The sequence below is a fragment of the Parapedobacter brassicae genome (assembly GCF_051400755.1).
Lineage (GTDB): Bacteria > Bacteroidota > Bacteroidia > Sphingobacteriales > Sphingobacteriaceae > Parapedobacter.
Window position 1 is genome coordinate 1,043,599 of sequence record NZ_JBLFFL010000001.1, and the last position, 18,004, is coordinate 1,061,602.

At 50.6% G+C, this 18,004-nt stretch carries 13 protein-coding genes; 3 read left to right on the forward strand and 10 right to left on the reverse strand.

What is annotated here, in order from left to right:
• Positions 1–18 precede the first annotated feature (18 nt).
• Positions 19–1,272: a methionine adenosyltransferase gene (gene metK / locus ACMGDE_RS04120; protein ID WP_436831778.1), complete on the forward strand. Its 1,254-nt coding sequence runs from the start codon at positions 19–21 to the stop codon at positions 1,270–1,272.
• On the opposite strand, the gene fabD is transcribed toward metK, so the two are convergent.
• From fabD to ACMGDE_RS04140, 4 genes are read right to left on the reverse strand one after another with little or no spacing between them, the layout of a single operon-like run.
• Positions 1,267–2,151 carry an ACP S-malonyltransferase gene (fabD, locus tag ACMGDE_RS04125; RefSeq protein ID WP_436831490.1) on the reverse strand — a complete coding sequence of 295 codons (885 nt, stop codon included), beginning with the start codon at positions 2,149–2,151 and terminating at the stop codon, positions 1,267–1,269. The genes metK and fabD overlap by 6 nt on opposite strands.
• 6 nt (positions 2,152–2,157) lie before the next feature.
• Positions 2,158–3,384: a M16 family metallopeptidase gene (locus tag ACMGDE_RS04130; protein WP_436831491.1), complete on the reverse strand. Its 1,227-nt coding sequence runs from the start codon at positions 3,382–3,384 to the stop codon at positions 2,158–2,160.
• A gap of 52 nt (positions 3,385–3,436) precedes the next feature.
• A complete protein-coding gene (locus tag ACMGDE_RS04135) occupies positions 3,437–6,292 on the reverse strand; it encodes an outer membrane beta-barrel protein (protein ID WP_436831492.1) in 2,856 nt (951 codons plus the stop codon).
• Positions 6,293–6,344: 52 nt separating this feature from the next.
• On the reverse strand, positions 6,345–7,157 hold the full coding sequence (locus ACMGDE_RS04140) for a hypothetical protein (protein ID WP_436831493.1): 813 nt from the start codon (positions 7,155–7,157) through the stop codon (positions 6,345–6,347).
• Between the two features lie 125 nt (positions 7,158–7,282).
• On the opposite strand from ACMGDE_RS04140, the gene rnhB reads away from it, so the two are divergent.
• On the forward strand, positions 7,283–7,879 hold the full coding sequence (gene rnhB, locus ACMGDE_RS04145) for a ribonuclease HII (protein WP_436831494.1): 597 nt from the start codon (positions 7,283–7,285) through the stop codon (positions 7,877–7,879).
• On the opposite strand, the gene ACMGDE_RS04150 is transcribed toward rnhB, so the two are convergent.
• From ACMGDE_RS04150 to dnaG, 6 genes are all read right to left on the reverse strand, one after another.
• The gene (locus tag ACMGDE_RS04150; RefSeq protein WP_436831495.1) at positions 7,866–10,346 is read right to left on the reverse strand and encodes a YfhO family protein; all 2,481 of its coding nucleotides are present in this window, start codon (positions 10,344–10,346) and stop codon (positions 7,866–7,868) included. The two genes, rnhB and ACMGDE_RS04150, sit on opposite strands and share 14 nt — an antisense overlap.
• Positions 10,347–10,516: 170 nt before the next feature.
• Entirely contained in the window at positions 10,517–11,203 is a 687-nt protein-coding gene (locus ACMGDE_RS04155) for a potassium channel family protein (RefSeq protein WP_436831496.1), read from the reverse strand.
• Positions 11,204–11,217: 14 nt separating this feature from the next.
• Entirely contained in the window at positions 11,218–12,990 is a 1,773-nt protein-coding gene (locus ACMGDE_RS04160; protein WP_436831497.1) for a TrkH family potassium uptake protein, read from the reverse strand.
• Positions 12,991–13,000: 10 nt separating this feature from the next.
• Complete coding sequence (locus ACMGDE_RS04165) at positions 13,001–14,062, reverse strand: glutaminyl-peptide cyclotransferase (RefSeq protein ID WP_436831498.1); 1,062 nt, start codon at positions 14,060–14,062, stop codon at positions 13,001–13,003.
• Between the two features lie 33 nt (positions 14,063–14,095).
• Positions 14,096–14,461, reverse strand: a complete 366-nt coding sequence (locus ACMGDE_RS04170; protein WP_436831499.1) for a YraN family protein — start codon at positions 14,459–14,461, stop codon at positions 14,096–14,098.
• Positions 14,462–16,399 carry a DNA primase gene (dnaG, locus tag ACMGDE_RS04175; RefSeq protein WP_436831500.1) on the reverse strand — a complete coding sequence of 646 codons (1,938 nt, stop codon included), beginning with the start codon at positions 16,397–16,399 and terminating at the stop codon, positions 14,462–14,464.
• 224 nt (positions 16,400–16,623) lie between these two features.
• On the opposite strand from dnaG, the gene ACMGDE_RS04180 reads away from it, so the two are divergent.
• Positions 16,624–18,003: a UDP-glucose 6-dehydrogenase gene (locus ACMGDE_RS04180; RefSeq protein WP_436831501.1), complete on the forward strand. Its 1,380-nt coding sequence runs from the start codon at positions 16,624–16,626 to the stop codon at positions 18,001–18,003.
• Position 18,004 lies beyond the last annotated feature (1 nt).

Consider the following 18,004-nt stretch of genomic DNA (forward strand, 5'->3'; position numbering starts at 1 on the left):
CCAAAATTAGAATACCACATGCCCTATCTATTCACTTCAGAGTCCGTTTCGGAAGGACATCCAGACAAGATAGCAGATCAGATTTCGGATGCTCTTATTGACAATTTCTTGGCTTGGGATGCCGATGCGCGCGTTGCCATCGAAACATTGGTCACTACCGGACAGGTTGTATTGGCCGGCGAAGTCAAGTCTAAAATATACTTAGATGTGCCCAAGATCGCACGCTCGGTTATCGAACGCATCGGATATACCCAATCGGCTTATATGTTTGAGGCCAATTCCTGCGGGATTCTTTCTGCCATACATGAGCAATCCCCGGATATTAACCAAGGTGTAGATCGCCAAGAAAAACAAGAGCAAGGCGCAGGCGACCAAGGGATTATGTTTGGATACGCGAACAATGAAACAGACAATTTCATGCCGTTGCCGCTCGACCTTGCACATAAGTTGCTGCTAGAACTCGCTGTCCTGCGCCGGGAAAACAAGGAGATCAAGTACCTCCGGCCCGATTCCAAGGCGCAGGTCACGCTTGAATACGACGACAATCATAAGCCCTTGCGCATTGATGCCATTGTGATCTCCACCCAGCATGATGACTTCGATACCGAATCGGTCATGCTCGATAAAATCAAGTCGGATATGATCAACATCTTGATCCCCCGTGTAAAAGCTCAGCTCAAGCCCGAATTGCAGTTGCTCTTTACAGACGGCATCAAGTACCACATCAACCCTACAGGCAAATTTGTCATCGGCGGCCCGCATGGTGATACCGGACTGACGGGCAGGAAAATCATCGTGGATACCTATGGCGGCAAAGGGGGGCATGGCGGGGGTGCGTTTTCGGGCAAGGACCCATCCAAGGTAGACCGCTCGGCGGCGTACGCCACCCGGCACATCGCCAAAAACTTGGTCGCTGCCGGGGTCGCTGACGAATTGCTGGTGCAGATATCCTATGCCATTGGCGTAAAAGACCCGATCGGCATATACGTCAACACGTATGGCACGGCTAACGTGGGATTGTCCGATAGCGAGATTGCCAAAAAAATCCATGACCTGTTTGATATGACCCCCTATGGCATTGAAACGCGCCTGAAACTGCGGAGCCCGATCTATTCGGAAACCGCAGCATATGGCCACATGGGACGTGAACCGCAAACGGTGACCAAGGTTTTCGAAAACAGCAATGGGGAGACGCGTTCGTTAGACGTCGAGCTGTTTACTTGGGAAAAGCTGGACTACGTGGACCAAGTAAAGGCCGCCTTCAGCCTATAAGGCTGCGGCGGCTGTTTCGGCTTGGCGGTCTATCTTTTTGACCAACCCCTGCAGTACATTGCCAGGTCCTACTTCGGTGAATGAAGTAGCCCCTCCTTCGATCATGTGCAGGACGGTTTGCGTCCAGCGTACCGGCCCTGTTAGTTGTTCAATAAGGTTGTGCTTGATCGCTTCGGGATCGGTATAAGCATGCGCATCAACGTTCTGGTACACCGGGCACACCGGCACTCGGATGCTTACTGCCTCAATGGCTGCTTGCAGTTCCACTTTAGCCGCTTCCATCAACGGCGAGTGGAATGCCCCACCCACATTGAGCTTCAGTGCCCGTTTAGCCCCTGCTTCCAGCAGCAATTCACAAGCTTTGTCTACCCCTGCAATCGTTCCTGAAATCACCAATTGCCCCGGGCAATTATAGTTGGCTGGCACCACCACATCACTGACCCGCTGGCAGATATCTTCAACGGTGAAATCATCAAGCCCCAAAATGGCGGCCATTGTGGAGGGTTGGATTTCCGTGGCCTTCTGCATCGCATTCGCCCGCGCAGCCACCAGCCGCAGTCCATCTTCAAAGCTCAGTGCGCCGGCAGATACCAACGCTGAAAACTCCCCCAACGAGTGTCCCGCAACCATTTGCGGATCAAACGCCTTCCCCAACGCTTGGGCCAGGATCACCGAATGCAAAAAAATAGCCGGTTGGGTTACCCTGGTCTGTTTGAGGTCTTCATCCGTTCCCTCAAACATCACATCGGTAATCCGGAAACCCAAGATTTCATTGGCTTGTTCAAATAAAAATCTCGTTTGCTCACTGTGGTTATACAGGTCTTTGCCCATACCCACGAATTGGGCGCCTTGCCCTGGGAATATATATGCTTTGCTCATAGTTAACTATTCTGGGATAAAACTCAGGGATGAAAGACTGCGTTCATCCAATATTTCATTGGCAATATTCAAAAGTTGTGCCGCATCCACGGCATCTATCTGTTCGAAGACTTCTTCCAGCGTTTGTACATGACCATGATCCATTAGGCTTTTGGCCAATGAAATGATGAGGTTCAGCCGGTTTTCCTCGGCCAGTGCGATTTGCCCCTTAAACTTCCGCTTGGCCTGATAAAGCTGCATGATGCCGACTTTTTGGTTACGAAAGGTTCGCAGCTCCTTGTAGACCAGCCGCAAGGCCTTATCCATTTTTTCGTCGTCAGTACCGAAATAAATATAAAAGATCCCAGTGTCCGAAATGGGTGTATAGTTGGATTCGATGGTATACGCGATGCCGTGTTTTTCTCGTACGGTCAGGTTGAGCCGTGAGCTCATCCCCATTCCACCAAGCATGTTGTTGAGCAGCAGCAATCCCGCTTTGTTATCATCATGTACATCATACGCCATGCTGCCCATTACATGGTGTACCTGTTGGATCGGCTTTTTTACCACGGCATCCACATGCCCGTTCTTGTGCGGCAAAATCCGCTTTTTCGGGGTGTCGCATGCTGGAATCTTGCCGAAAATCCGCTCGACCAACGGTCTTATCTTCTTCGAAGAATAGTTGCCGGTAATACCGATGACCACTTCATACGTGTTGTAATTCTGTTGAATGAACTCACGGATATCCGCTTGCTTGAGCCCTTGCAGATCATCGACGGCACCGAGGATATTATGACCGAGCTCATGCCCTTGAAACAGTTGATCTTCAAAATCATCCATGATGGCATCCTCCGGACTGTCTTGATAGGAAGCCATCTCGTCGATGATCACCCCCTTTTCTTTTTCCATTTCGGTCTCGGGAAACACCGAATGGAAAAACAGATCCTCCAACAAGTCCAATGCCCGCTCCAGATAAGGAAAAAGAAAAGAGGCATGCATACAGGTATACTCTTTGGTGGTGTACGCGTTCAAGTCGCCCCCGACCGATTCAAGCCGGTTCAATATCTGTGGTGTGTTCCGCCGTGCGGTTTGCTTAAACAGCAAATGCTCGATGAAATGGGCCAAGCCATACTGGCCAATGCGCTCGTCCCGCGCACCTGCGTTGACCAGCATGCACGCGTGAGACACCGGCGACGGGACTTGATGCAGCACCACGCGGATGCCATTGCCCAACTCAATAAGCTCGTATTCCATTGCCGCGCAAGATAGCAAAAAACCGATAGGGTTCTAAAAATCCGCAGGGTTTTTAACCGCCGCCGCCCCGTCGCTCACCACCCCAGCCGCCCGGGCCACCTGGACCGCGAGGTCCCCCCGGACCCTCAAACATGTTCCCACCGGCAAAGTTGGAGAAGCGGTAGGTTAAGGTCAGCATAAAATAACGCGCTAGCCGATTGCTGCGGTTGTCAATGATGCTGTTATCCGTAACGGTACGCGACACGTTCGTCTGTTCGTTGAGTAAATCAAACGCTTGGAAACGGATGGCGCCGTTTCTACCCTTGAAAAATTGCTTTTCGATATATGCGTCAATGATCATAGGATTGGCGTCTACCGAACTGTTGTATCCATTGTTCGATGTTTTCGCCAGGTCCGCACTGAATACCCACGTTGGTGTCAAATTCACGGTGCCATTTAAGGTCAGCGCCCAGGTAGATACATCGCGGTTGCTTCCTGACGATACCGTATTGCGTGTCGTGTTATACGTATACCGTACGCCGGGAGAAACCTCGATGGTTTCTTTCGGATTATAGCGGAAATTAAGCCCTTGCGAGAGAATCCAGTTTTTTGCGAGGTTCCGCTGGGTGAGTAACGTAGCCGCATCGCTATTATCAATCGGAGCCGTTACGTATGACACATTGTTGTTATAACTGGCCATGCCGTTGAATGAAAGTGTATACGTGCGGTCGGCAAATGGTTTCGAAAAATTATAGAAGCCCCTCGCGTTGTAAACCCCATCCGTATTCAGGTATTCGGTGGCCTGAATGATACCGATCGAGTCATCTCTCATCGTCGTACGGTTGGTCACAATTTTATCTTCCGCCAGTGAGCCCATAAGACCCACAAAGAATGAGTTGCCTCCGCTGATGTTGAAATTGCGGTAAAACATCCGCAGCTCATGATTGAACTCCGCCGAAAGGTTGGGATTACCCGTCACCGGGGCATTTACGTTTGAATAATCGGTAAATGGCTGTATTTGCGTTACGCTGGGTTCGTTGGCCCGGCCGCTGTAGTTGATGTTGAACCGCTTTGTACGTGATGCTTCATACTCTACCCGGGCAACGGGCATCCAATTGAAACCATTCCGATTGATCGGAATCGCCTCGCCGTCGATATTCGCGCCGCCCCGTAACAGGTTGGGTTGCGCCGCCACACCAAACGAATAATTCCATTTGTCCTTGCGATAACGATACGTAAGCGTACCGCGGTGGGTATAAAAGGAATAATCGTATGTACGGTCGTTATTATATTCCGGATTATCGATGATCACGCCGTCCATATCATACGCGTTGGCATGGCGACTGTTATCATACGACGCGAAGTTGAAATCATAGCTAACCTCCAGGTTGCTGTATTGCCCCACGGGTTCGATGTATGATAGGGTGACACCGCCATTCAGGTTTTTGTTCTCCAGATCCACCAGGTGCTGCTGGTATACGCTATCCATCTCTTCAATGGCCGTTTCGTACACCAATGAATTCAGAATTCGTTCCTGGTCTTGTGCCGTACTGGCGGTATTCACCGAAAAATTAACAAAGATGTTCCGTCCTTCATCACTCAGCCGGCGATTATATAGGCCACTCGCGCCATAATTCGGTGCATTTGATCGGTTGATTTGGGTATTCAGCATGTCATTGACCAATTGACCGTTTTCTGTGATGGTACTGAACGACCGGTTGTTGGAGTTATTGTTACGAAAACTGACGTTTGGCGAAAATTTGATGTAATTCTTTTCATCCGGTTTATATTCCACATTCCAACTGAATCGATGGTCATTGCCGATACTTCCATTATCCTCGTTGCTGGTGGTGTAGAGCGGACCTTCCGTGAGCGTCGTTTCGGTAAACCCATCGCTCAACGTGGTATTATCCGTATGGCCAAAGCTGTATTCGCCGTACATGGTCAGTTGATCATTGAAGTCCTGCCGGTAGTTGATCCCGATGGATTGGGTATTGGTGAGCCCATTCCCGCCGAAACCCATACCGCCGCCACCGAACCCGCGGCCGAAACTCCCGCTACCGGGACCCCGCCGTGCGCCACCGCTACGGGTGTTGAAATCAAACAGGTTGGCGTTTACATTATTCAAATTGCCCAACACCGAAAGTTGCATCCCTTCCTTAAACTTGCCGTATGAGCCCGTTGCCTGATACCGGCTTTCGGTACCGCCACCCATCCGGAAATTTCCGAAATCACCATTATTCTTCTCTGGCGCTATTTCCAAGTTCAGCACCCGCTCAGGGTCCCCGGTACGGTTGCCCGTGACATTGGCCATATCGCCATAGTCATCTACAATCTGTATTTTTTCAACGATTTCTGCCGGCAGGTTCTGGATAGCGGCTTTGATATCCCCGCCAAAATAATCCTTCCCATTGATGCGCGCCCGGGTCACCGTCTCGCCTTGGGCGGTCACGTTGCCATCTCTATCCACTTCAACGCCATCCAATTTCTTCAGCGCATCTCCCACCAGCGCGCCTTCGCGCAGCCGTAAGTCTTTCGTAGCATACTCCAAGGTATCCTCCTTTATGGTGATGGGCGCAACGCCGGTTACCGATACTTCCGCCAGCATCTGGCTGGATTCGTTGAGGCTGATCGGCAGCATCAACTCATTGCTGCCGGCCTCAAAAGCGAAGCTGCGTTGCAGCGTGTCAAAACCCAAGTTAGTCACCGTCAGTGTAAAACGTTCGCCTTTTATATTGGTGAACGAAAAAAGGCCCCCTCTTCCAGAGCTTGTCTGCGCAGAGTCTACATCCGATACCAACTTGATGGAGGCGCCGACGATCGGTTCCCCTCCTTGGTCACTTAAGGTGCCCTGCACCCGCCTACTGGTTTGCGAAATCCCGACAACGCTGAGCGATGCCAATAACAAGCTCAATAGCCCCGTCTTCACGGTTTGCTTAATAATTGATTGATTGAAAGGTGTCATTATCGTAAGTAAAAAATCATTCGTTTGCCAAAGGCGCTATTATCCATACGCCCGACTCTTCGCGGGGCTTTGCGGGTGTAGGTTGACCGTAACCGTAAGGATAGCCGTAGCCATAGCCATAGGGATAGCCATAGCCGCGTCTCATGGTGCTGGCCGAACTGCCGCTGCCCGGCACCATCACACCGTTGATCTTCACATTGAACGCCAATGGCGCGCCAGCGCTCACCGAAATGCCTAACCGCTCCAACGGAACGGCCATTTCGACGCACAGGGCATCTGTGGTGTCCAATGCTGCTTGAGCATATATGCCGTAGGTGTTCTCCAACGAAATCTGCCCGTCGAGCACATCATCAAACCGCATGACATGAATAGCGCGTATCGCTTTGAGCGCGCCTTCTCGCATATCGTCGGGACGGTCATCGTTGTCAGCAGACATGATCGAACGAAAGGCCAACCGGTCGGCAACAGGAAAATAAACTGTCGGGCCCTCACGCCGCTTGCCTTTGATATTGACCATCAGGGCAAGCCCTTGTGCAAACACTTGCATCTGCCGATCCTTATCTTTTACGCGCATGGCTACATACAGCGTTTCGTCGTCGTTTTTAATGTGGTAGTAAAACTTTTGGGCAGCGTGTTCGTACACCAAGGTATCCCCCCAATCATCAAGTTTTCCATCGATAACGATATCGGCAGCCCTGTCCAACGATGGTTGGACATTGCCTTTATTCCGCTGCGCAAAGATCGGATTTGCTAACACAAACACGAACATCAATACCGTACACGCATTTTTAGCCATTTTTGCCGTAATGTGTGATTTTGACACCGTCATAACCCATTAGTTTAATTGTATAAGAATTATTACATCAGAAGCGTTAAACCTATTTAAGGTTTGTGCACGCATGTATATGCGTAAATGTATATTTTTGTTGTCAGTTAACGAAACGGTGAAGAATAATGCTACTACCGAGGTATCAGGACACATTTGTGGAGGCGGGGTGCGACGAGGCAGGGAGGGGCTGCTTGGCTGGTCCGGTTTATGCCGCGGCTGTCATCTTGCCGACCGATTTCCGGCATGAAGTGCTCACCGACTCCAAGCAACTGTCGGCCGCCCAGCGTTTCGAATTGCGCCACATGATTGAAGCGGAGGCAATGGCTTTTGCCGTTGCCAGCGCCACGGCACAAGAGATCGATAAGATCAATATCCACAACGCGTCTTACTTGGCGATGCATCGTGCCCTTGATACGCTGGCGACGAAAGCCGAGTATATCATTGTAGATGGCAACCGGTTTACGCCTTACCAAAAAACCCCGCATTGCTGTGTCATAAAAGGTGATGGCAAATACCTCTCGATCGCTGCCGCGTCTATATTGGCCAAGACCTATCGCGACGAATATATGGAGCGGCTCGCAGAAGAATTTCCCCAATATGGGTGGCAGCAAAATAAAGGATACCCGACGGTGCACCACCGCACGGCGATCTTAGCACACGGTTTCAGTCCGCACCACCGCCGGACATTCCGGGTAACGGACCCGCAGCTTACGCTTTTTTAGCCGGCGCTGACTCCGCCTTCTTTTTGGTCTCCACCCATATGGCCAATGCCATTCCAGCTACTAAAATGACGGAGGCGATCAACGAAATGGTTTCGCCGAGGTGGTATGACCGCGGCTCAAATTTAAACTCCACTTGATGATTACCACCCGGCAGCTGCAGCGCTCGCAGCAGGTAATTGGCCCGCAAAATAGGGCGCTCTTCTCCGTCTACATAGGCTTTCCAACCTTTGTCATACCATATTTCAGAAAACACCGCTAATGCGTCCTGCGGAGCAGAGTATTCATACACCAATCGGTCCGGCCGGTAGGAGGTCAGTTCAATGGATGAATTGGCGGGCTTGCCTAAACGCTTCTCATCCAGCAACGGCTTAAACGCTTCATGGATGAACGCCTCTTTCCGGGGGTCGAATGCATTGATGGCCTCCATCTCTTCTTCGTTATTCTTGACCAAGGTCACCTTTTCGACAAACCAGGCATTGCCCACTGCCGAGCTGCGGCGTTGGATACGTTGGCTGTTTTGGTTATCGGTTGTAATCAAATAGCGGGTATTCAGCATGTCCAGCACATCTTCGTTGATGGCACTGGAAAACTGCCTTTCAATGACCTCCTGATAACGCATCAGCTTAGCGGCGTGATAGCCCCCAAGGGATTTGTGGAAATAAGAAGTACGTGCATCCTCAAAAGGATTGGTCGTCAGGTCAAGCACCCGGTAGTTGGGGTCTTTATCCATCAGGATGAGCTTATCCACCTCCCGTTCCTGAATAAACTGCCGGTTTACCTGTAGCTTGTCGACAAACCGTTCGTTATTTAAGTGCCGCCTATCCACACCCCATAGATCAATGAGGATAACGGCACCTAAGAGGATTACCGCCGTCTGTGCCTTGAGCTTATGCTTAATCAATAGCCACACCAACCCAAACGTAAGGACAACAAACAGCAGCGAACGGAAAGCATCCGTGCGGGCCAATGCAGCGCGATCTTTTACCAGCGCGGCCATGAGTTCGTTGGCAAACGTGTTATCGCGCAGCTGCTGTCCATACTGCTGAATCATGGCCTGATGGTTGGAACTCTTGAAGCTCAGAAACACGTCTGGCAATGCTGCGATAATCAAGGTAAGTCCCCCTACCCCGTATAGCACATACAGCACCTTCTTGTCTACGTTTTTTATCTTATTGCCATTCGTGATCAGCTCATTCACCGCCAATATCGCCAATATCGGCACCGACAGGGTCACAATCATCAGGGTAGACTCTACCGCCCTGAACTTATTATACATCGGGAAGTAGTTGAAAAACAAGTCGGAAATCAGCGGAAAATGCCGACCGAATGACAGCAGCAGCATCAATAAGGTGGCGCCAAGCAGCCACCACTTGAGCGGTCCTTTGACGATGAGTAGTCCCAGAAAGAAAAGGAATATGATTCCTGCCCCAAAATACCACGGTCCGGAAGTAAATTGTTTCTCTCCCCAATATGTCGGCATATTGGCAGCAATGCCAACTGCCTGATTTGGGTCAACCCCTTTGCTCATCACCAACTTGGCCACATTCGACTCCGCGTCCAATTGCGTAGACGTGCCGCCGCCGTACGCATTGGGAATCAAAAACGTGAGACTTTCACCCACGCCTTGGCTCCAGAGATAAGCATATTCGCGGCTCACGCCGTTTTCTGCTCGCTGTGCATTCGCTGTCGTTAAATTAGTTTTCCCCCGTAACGATTCCTTGCTGTATTCATAGGTCGGCCAAAGCAGCGACGCATTCACGGCAACCGCCATCAGCACAGCAACCGCCTGGTAGGCAATGGCCTTACCAAACCCCAGCAGTCTTTTTTCCTTTATCGCGTGGTATAGCTCGATCCCCACTAAAATCAATACAGCCAAAAACAGGTAATAGGTCACCTGAATATGGTTCACCCGGATCTCCAGCGCCATAGCAAGCGCCAATAGCACGGCTCCCCATAGGTATTTGCCCCGGAAAGCCAGCAGGATGCCTGCCAAGATGGGCGCCATGAATGCGATGGCGTAAGTCTTATTGGCATGACCGGCTTCGATATAGATAAAATTATACGACGAAAATGCAAACGCCACAGCACCGACGGCGGCCAGCCAAGGCCTGACGTTTAGCACGGTGAAAAGCAAATAGGCTCCCAGGAGGTATAATAGTACCACATCAATCGGATGCGGAAAAACTGCTTTGAATCCCCTCAGCAGGTAGGTCGTCAAATTATTGGGCAGTTCTATCAGCACCTGATACGAGGGCATCCCGCTAAACTGAGAATTGGTCCAGAGCGGCATATCGCCATCGCGTGCCTTGATGTCGAGGATTTCTTTCTGCCCGGCTTGGGCTTGCAATACATCATTTTGGAAGAGTACCTTACCCTGCCAGGCGGGTGTAAAATACACGAAACAGATGGCGATAAAAACGCCGATGACCGCCAAATGCGTGGAGTTATTGTTGAACCAGGTTTTCATTCGAAAATAAATTGTCTTTACTTGCCTCTTGGAACCTGCATTTCATCGCCTTTGCGTAAGGCGCTGACATGCAGGTTTCATTTATATCACTAAGGGTCTACATGACAACGGGTCAAACTTAGCCAAAATGCGTGGTATTCTTGAAGTCCTGACAAATAAAAAATTCAAGCTCACTCGCCCTTTTGGATTAGCCGGTTGATATCTTTCAGCTCGCCAAACAGCACCAGAATATCGCCCGCCATCAGTACCGTATCCGACTGCGCGATGCCGGTGGCTTCTTTCTTTATCGTTGTCTTACCCTTTACCAATGTTTCTGTCGCCCTGATCGTGGTGAGCACGATGACCTTGTATTTGTTGGTCAGATTCGCTTGCCTCAGTGTCATTCCCACGTATGCGGTAGGCACCTTGGTTTCAATGATGCTATACTTCTCCGATATTTTGAACGAATCTACGATGTCGATATTATCCAGCCGCATGGCCAGCCGATCGGCCGACTCCTCCTCGGGCATGATGTATTCATCGATATCCATGGCTTGCAGCACCGTCCGTTGCAAGTCTGACACGATCCGGCCAATAATGCGTTTCACGGAAAGCTGTTTCAACAGTGCTGTGGTCAACAGCGAAGCGCCTTCATCTTCACCAATCGCCACCACCGCCGCATGGGCATCCTTCAGCGGAAGCGAACTTACCGCATCGATGTCGGTGCTATCCATACACACCGTATGGGTGATCTTCTCCTTCAGCTGCTCCACTTTGGACAGCTGGTTGTCCACGCCGATCACCTCGTGACCCAATTCCGTCAGCCGGATGGCCAACGATTTGCCAAAATTCCCCAAGCCTAACACAATGTATTTCATAGTCTATCGCTGATTTAAAACAATACCTTTTCCTCCGGATAAGAGAAATTTCTATTTTTCATGTTTTTGATTAACGCCACCAGCAAGGTCAGCATCCCCACACGGCCGATAAACATGGTGCAGGTAATGATGATCTTGCCGCCGTCACTGAGCTGGGGCGTGATACCCAAACTCAGTCCGCAGGTCGCATATGCCGAAAAGCATTCAAATGCGATATCCAGCAGCCCCTTGTCGCCATCAGTGATCGTAAGCGCAAAAACGGCTACACCCAAGACCAATAAGGATAACATAATGATGGCAAACGCTTTGCTGACTGTATCGGCCGAAATTCTCCGTTTAAAAATTTCCAGATCATCCTTACCCCTTGCTAAGCTGATGACATTGAGGAAGGCAATGGCAAAGGTGGTGGTCTTGATGCCTCCGCCAGTCGATCCCGGCGAGGCGCCGATCCACATGAGCAACATGGTGAGCATAATGGTGGGAAACGTAAACTCACGCATATCCGCAATATTGAATCCGGCCGTTCTTGCGGACGTACCCGTAAAAAAAGCTGACACCAGCTTGCCCCACAGTCCCTGGTGCTCCGCAAGGGTATGATCATACTCCAGCATGAAGGTCGCCAGCGAACCGCAAACAATCAATATACCGCTGACCCACGCGATCAATCGCGAATTGAAGCTGATGACCCAAGCCCGGTAGACAAACGGACGGCCGTAAAAAACTCTTTTGACGACATTGATGATCCACCGTTTGATAAACGCGTAGGTATTCAATACGATCGAAAAACCCAGCCCACCCATGATGAATAACATCGCCAGGATCAGCTGCAAATTGTAATTGAATCGGAGCGATAATAGACCTTCAGGCGCCGTGGAAAATCCTGCATTACAAAACGCGGATATGGAATGGAACAGGGCGAAGAATAACCGTTCGCCGCTGGACCCGAAGTCGTTGGCATCCATGCTGAAATAAATCAGCACAGCACCCACCGCTTCAAAGAACAACGTGATGAATACGATTTTAAACAAGGTGGTGATCACCGAACCTACTTTATTGTGGCCGAGCATCTCGCTATACATCAATTGATTCTTGTACGAGAACCCGCCCGAAAAGAAGTACCCGAAAAACCCCGTAAAGGTCATGATGCCCAGCCCGCCCACTTGGATAAGCACCAGCAGTACGGTGTGACCGAATCCGGTCAGCCGGACAGATACGTCCACGACCGAAAGTCCCGTTATGCACACCGCGCTTGTTGCCATAAACAACGCATCTACCACAGTCAACGGTTGTCCCGGTGTCGTCCGTGGCAGCATCAGCAGGAGCGTACCGATGAAAATAAGCCCCAGAAAACTGATCACGAAGAGGATGGTAGGGTTGAAATAGAAATTGTCAAAAAAGAGGCTGTTCTTGGACAGCTCGGTAAGAAATACCGCAAAGATCCCTAAATACAGCCATTCTTCCTGCAGCAGAAAAAACAACATGTCTGGTCCGACGAACCTTGCCAGCGCCACCACCAGAAAATACAGCATCAGGATTAGTCCGCCGTAATGACCCATCGCCACGCGCTTTGCTACCCAGATGGACAGTACGGTCCGCGATATGCTCAACACAAACAGTCCATAAAAGAGCCATTCGGTAATGACGGTAAATTGCCTGGCTGTCGCCTTATCGGTGTTGTATCCCAAATGGAAAAGCACGACCAACGCGCAGGTCAGGCTCACGTAGAGCATGACGCGGTCTATTACTTTTTCCCGGTATTTGAAGATGTACTTGATATCACTCAGCATGCCGGCCTTCTTAGCGTCCTACAAGCTCGATATGGTATAGCTTATTCCAGAGTTTGCCAGTGACAAATAGCCGATCGCCTTGCCGATCATAGGCAATACCGTTGAGTTCATTATTGCTTTCCTGCTTGTCCGGGTGGATGCCAATGAGGTTGATTTCCCGTTCGATGGCGCCAGTCTTCGGGTCGATCACCACAATGATGTCCTTGGTATACACGTTGGCATATACCTTGCCGTCGATGTATTCCAGCTCATTGAGACTATCCATCGGCCCCTTGTCATTGTACACGTCGATGAACCCCTCTTCGGCATAGGTATCCCGATTGAGGAAATAAAGCTTGCTGCTGCCGTCTGACTTGATGAGCCGATTGCCGTCGTAGCACAGGCCCCATCCCTCCGGACTCTGGCCGTATGAAAACTCACCGATTTTCGCCAAGGTATTTTTATTGTATACAAACCCTAGTTTGTGATCACGCCAGTCCAATTGGATAATTTTGTTCCCTATAATGGTGAGTCCTTCACCGAAGTACTGTTCATCCAATTCGATCTGTTGTAGCACCTCGCCGCTTTGATAGTTGACCTTACGGAGCGTCGATTTGCCGTATTGGCCGGTGCTTTCATACCCGGTGCTTTCGTATAAGATGCCGCTTTCATCAAATTCCAGTCCTTGTGTATACGCCTTGGGGTCATGCGGATATTCGTTGACGACCTTAAAGCCATATCGTTGCGGTGCGGGTGGCACGACGACAATGTTGCTGTAGGCCACCTGCTCTTCGCCGCCATGATAGAGCTTCGCGCTGATCGTACGGTTGCCAAAGGCGCTCTTTTCCGTATCCAGGGAGACCGCCGCGCTGTCTGTCCGCCGGGCCAGTACTTCACCATCTACCGCATACACAACAGAATCAAACGATGACACATCCGCCGGAAATACCAATTTCAGGGGGACGGACTCCCCGATATTAACGATCGTCCCAGCCTGCGGCGTAGCAAACCGGAATTTCGTTGCTTTCTTTTGCGTGTTGCATGATGCAATAAAGGCAAGCAGCACCGCAGGCAAGTAAATCCATCTATTCATAGTTGCAAACTTAATTATTTTTCTATCCCCCTACTAATCCGGCCAAAAGGCATCCTTAATCAGTCTGGTATCGTGTACGCCGGTTTTTTCGGAATAGAGAATGGATACAATGTCAAACCGGATTTCGCCCCCGTACTTATTCATCGCAATGTATTGGTTGGCCGCGCGGATCAGCCGGTCTTGTTTGACCTCGTCAACAAATTCATACGGCATGCCGTAGGCGTAGCCCGTGCGTGTCTTGACCTCCACAAAAACAAGTATGTCCCCTTCTTCAGCGATAATATCCACTTCAAGATTCTTGTGCCGCCAATTCTGATAGCGAATCCGATATCCACGCTGCCTCAATAGCTGTGCAGCGATATCCTCTCCACTGTTGCCTTTTTGTAGGTGGCTAAGCATTTATTTGACGACTATTGTTCCCAACTTTTCAGCGATTACTTTTGAAACATCTTTCAGTTTCTGGTAGTTAGCCAGTATCAATTCCATGTTGGCTCCATCGGTTTCGGTCTTCATTTCTTCCCTGATCCGGATGATCTGCTGCTCTACCTTCCTTTTTTTGATGCGATAAATGGCACTATACACCAGGTCTTCCAGCCGTTCGGATTCATGCGAAACGTATATTTTTCGTTTTTCATCGTTCCAATTCGGACTCAGGCTGTACTTGGTGGCCAACAAATCAACCGCCAGGTCCGAAATATGCCGGTCAGGGTGGGCTACAAATACGCGCTCATTCGGAAGCGCATTGCGGGCGATGTGATCCCGGTAGATGTTAATGATCGACAGGCAAGCCGCGTCTTCGAATGACAGATCATTAAGCCCGTTGAGCATCAGCGGCGCGATGGGAATATCCGCATTGGTTTCCCACGTAGCGGGCATATGGCCGTAATGCAGCAGAATGCGGATAATCTCCCGTTCCTGCAGCACATCGGATGAGGTTCGCTCCACCGGATCTGCCGCCGTCGCAGAAGCGGCAGATTCCAACGTCTCCCCTGGCTGGGGTACGCGTTCAGGTTTATTGGCAGCTTTGCGGGACTGCGCGATGCGGATTTTATTGAGCTCCGCAATCAAGATGCGCTCTTCGATATCCAGCAGGGCACTGCATTCGCGCACAAATACCGATGCTTTGATGGCATCGGGAATCAAGGCGATGCTTTCGACCACATCATGGATGACCCCGGCGCGCTTCACCGGATCGTTTCCTGCATCCCGCAGCAGCACATGCGTTTTATAAAAAATAAAATCTTGCTGATGTGCCGCGATATATTGCTTGAATGCCGTAGAGCCGAATCGTTGCACATACGAATCGGGGTCGTTTCCGTCCGGAAAAAGCAGCACCTTCACGTTGAGCCCCTCTTGCAACAGCATATCCATGCCGCGCAACGACGCCTTGATACCGGCTTCGTCGCCATCGTAGAGAATGGTCACATTTTTGGTATACCGTGAGATGAGTCGTATCTGCCCGCTGGTAAGCGACGTCCCCGACGATGATACCACATGCTCCACCCCCGCTTGGTGCATGGAGATCACATCGGCATACCCTTCTACCAAATAGCAATTATCTGCATCAAGTATGGCCTTTTTTGCAAAATAAAGCCCATACAACACATCGGACTTGTGGTATACCTCGCTCTCTGGAGAGTTGACGTATTTCGGGGCTTTCTTATCGGTTTTGAGCGTGCGCCCACCGAAACCCAATATCCTGCCTGTCAGGTTGTGTATGGGAAACATCACCCGCCCCCGGAAGCGGTCGTACGCACTGCCGTCGTCTTTGCGGATGATCAGGCCCGTTGCTTCAAGAAATTCATCCCTATAACCCGCCGCCCGGGCCTGCTCATGCAGGGCCGTCCACGCCTCGGGCGAATATCCCAGCTCAAATTTCTGGATAATGTCCTCTCGGTACCCGCGTTCTTTGAAGTAATTAAGTCCAATGGTACGGCCCTCTTCGGTGTCCCAAAGCACCTCCCTGAAAAACTTGCCCGCCCAGTTGGTCACGATGAAAAGGCTTTCCCGTTTATCTTGCACGGCAAGCTGTTCTGGGGTCCGTTCGGTTTCCTCCACGTCGATGTGATACTTCCGGCCAAGGTACTTTAGGGCTTCGGGATAGCTATACTTCTCATGCTCCATCACGAACCGCACGGCATCTCCTCCCGCCCCGCATCCGAAGCATTTGTAAATACCCCTGCTCACGGACACATTAAAAGACGGTGTCTTCTCATTGTGGAACGGGCACAAGCCAATAAGGGACGAACCGCGCTTCTTCAGGTCCACAAAATCGCCCACCACTTCTTCAATCCGCGCGGCATCCAATAGCTTATCAATCACCTCTTGCTTAATCACTCGTGCTCCAATTTGAAAGGTAAAATTAGCGAATAAGGGATAAGTAACAAGGATATATTAAGTTTTCTTTATAAACTTCGCCAAACTCCGCTACCTATGAAGTTTTTTTTTATTTTTGCCCCGCACACGTTTCGTTCATACACATATTTATCCACTCGTCACGAATGAAAGCTGCCTGCCGCAGGCAGACGAGCTTCATCGCCATCTAAAGACAATTGAATCGAATGAAAATTTCCAAAATTTGTTGCATCGGCGCGGGATACGTAGGAGGCCCTACGATGTCAGTTATCGCCCAGAAGTGCCCCCAGATCACCGTAACAATCGTAGACATCAATGAAAAGCGCATCGCCGCGTGGAATGATCCCGATCTGTCAAACCTTCCCGTATATGAGCCCGGACTTGCCGAAGTCGTCGGGGAGGCGCGCGGACGTAATCTTTTCTTTTCTACGGATGTAGACGGCGCCATTGCCGAGGCGGATATCATTTTCATATCCGTTAACACCCCCACCAAAACGTACGGCAAAGGAAAGGGCATGGCTGCCGATCTAAAGTATATTGAGCTCTGTGCCCGGCAGATTGCTGCCGCCGCCACCTCCGACAAGATCATCGTCGAAAAATCTACCCTCCCGGTGCGTACCGCTGAGGCGCTCAAGAACATCCTCCACAACACGGGAAACGGGGTCAACTTCCACATCCTGTCTAACCCCGAGTTTCTCGCAGAGGGTACCGCCATACAGGACCTGCATCATCCCGACCGCGTACTCATCGGAGGCGAAACCGAAGCAGCCGTACAAGCGTTGGTCGATGTTTATGCCACGTGGGTGCCGCGCGAGCGCATACTGACGACCAATCTTTGGTCATCCGAGCTCTCCAAACTCACCGCCAATGCCTTCCTGGCTCAACGCGTGTCGTCCATCAATGCCATTTCCGAACTTTGTGAGCGCACGGGCGCCAACGTAGACGAGGTGTCCCGCGCCATCGGCACGGACAGCCGCATCGGCCCTAAGTTCCTCAAGGCGTCTGTAGGCTTCGGAGGCTCTTGTTTTCAGAAAGACATCCTGAACCTGGTATATATCGCACGCACCTATGGGCTGCAGGAAGTGGCCGACTATTGGGAGCAGGTCATCATCATGAATGATCATCAGAAACGCCGATTCGCGGATAACATTGTGCAAACCATGTACAACACCGTTTCGGGCAAAAAGATCGTTTTCCTGGGGTGGGCATTCAAAAAAGATACGAATGATACCCGTGAGTCGGCTGCTATTTACGTGGCTGATGCCTTACTGAATGAAGAGGCCAACATCGTGGTATACGACCCCAAGGTTTCAGCGGAGCAGATCTATGCGGACCTCGATTATCTTGGTACACGCCGTCCAGAGGATAACCGGAGGCTGATCACGGTGGTGGAAGATCCCTACGAAGCGACCACCAATGCCCATGCCGTTGCCGTGCTCACCGAGTGGGATGAGTTCAAACAATATGATTGGCTGCGGATCAAAGACAAGATGATGAAACCCGCATTTGTATTCGACGGAAGAAAGTTACTTGCCACGAATAACCTTGCGGCCGTCGGCTTTAAATATTACGCCATCGGCGAGTAAT